The sequence below is a fragment of the Pseudomonas sp. ANT_H4 genome, from assembly GCF_008369295.1.
GTDB lineage: Bacteria > Pseudomonadota > Gammaproteobacteria > Pseudomonadales > Pseudomonadaceae > Aquipseudomonas.
Genome location: NZ_VOBG01000072.1, coordinates 1 through 1,546 on the forward strand (window position 1 = coordinate 1; position 1,546 = coordinate 1,546).

Genomic DNA, 1,546 nt, shown 5'->3' on the forward strand with positions numbered 1-1,546 from the left:
GGGAGTCGCGCATTAACATGCCTGCGACATATAGTCGCAAATACTTTTATCGTAAAATGTCCTCCTCCTGTTGACCCTGTAGCAGCTTCAGGCTTGATACTGACCACTTGAGCAATGCGCGGTTTTGAGATTTTTATGATCGAATAGTTCTACATCATTTCTTAGTCGGGCACTTAAATAAACTTCGAAATTTTATTATTCAATTCATATTACATAGGGCGGCACTACCATGCGAATGCTTGTAGTTGAGGATGAGCTTAAAACTGCCGAATACCTGCATCAGGGTTTGACTGAAAGCGGCTATATAGTAGACCGGGCGGCGAATGGTACGGATGGACTTCACCTTGCGCGTCAACAAACCTACGACTTGGTAATACTTGACGTCGATCTACCACAACTTGATGGCTGGGGTGTGCTCGAGCGACTGCGCCAAAGCAGTAACACCCGGGTCATGATGCTAACCGCTCGCGGGCGCCTGGCGGACAAGATCCGCGGCCTGGACCTGGGTGCCGATGACTATCTGGTCAAGCCATTCGAATTTCCGGAACTGTTGGCCCGGGTACGAACTTTAATGCGTCGCAGCGAACAAGTTTCCATCCCTGAGGTCTTGAAAGTCGCCGATCTGGAACTCGACCAGGGCCGCCATAGGGCCTTCCGGGGCGAGCAGCGCATCGACCTGACGACCAAGGAGTTTGCTTTGCTGCACCTTTTGATGCGCCAGTCGGGTGAGGTGCTTTCCCGTACCCAGATCATTTCATTGGTCTGGGACATGAACTTCGACTGCGACACCAATGTGGTCGAGGTTTCAATCCGCCGCCTGAGGGCCAAGATTGATGATCCTTTTGACAAGAAGCTAATCCATACCCTGCGCGGCGTTGGCTATGTACTGGAGGCCCGGGAATGAAGTCGGCAAGCCTGTCGATGCGGCTGGGTTTGGCGGTGAGCATTATGGGCGCATTGTTGGTGTTATTTCTGGCGGTTCTTGCGTTCCTCGCGCTAACGCATGAGTTAGATAAACTGTCAAAAGACAACTTGAGCGAGAAAATGCGGCAAATCGAGCACAGTCTTTCGCTGTATGAAAAACCTGTCGACATCAACATTAAACCGCACGTTTTGCTGGATCAGGTGATGGGGCATGACCACCTCAACCTTACAATTTATGACCTGATAAATATGAGGACGCCGCTCTTGAAGTCAGGCTTTGGCTTGACGGACCCCAGGGTGGAGTTGAAGGCGGCAGGGGCTGCCGCCGACAAGGTGTCGTACTCCCGAAGCACCGATGATCAGGGCCGGCACTTCCTGACTGCATCCAGACTGATCCGCTTGCCGAACGGTACGAATGTCGCCGTATTGCTGTCGCTTGATTGCGCCAACGATGAAGCGCTGCTCAGCACATATCTAAGCTCGACGATCATGGCCTTGCCGTTGCTGCTGCTACTTATCGGCCTCAGTGCCTGGGCAGTGGTAAAACGGGGGCTCGCGCCGCTGCGGGAGTTTCGCAAGGTGGCCGCCATGATCTCTGCTCAGGACCTCAGCCATCGACTCT

At 53.0% G+C, this 1,546-nt stretch carries 1 protein-coding gene and 1 pseudogene; both read left to right on the forward strand.

Features of this window, described 5'->3' with window-relative positions:
* Positions 1-229: 229 nt before the first annotated feature.
* Positions 230-904, forward strand: a complete 675-nt coding sequence (locus FQ182_RS29555; RefSeq protein ID WP_077750419.1) for a heavy metal response regulator transcription factor — start codon at positions 230-232, stop codon at positions 902-904.
* Positions 901-1,546, forward strand: a pseudogene (locus FQ182_RS29560) (two-component sensor histidine kinase); the annotation flags it as partial. The gene FQ182_RS29555 and the pseudogene FQ182_RS29560, both read left to right, overlap by 4 nt.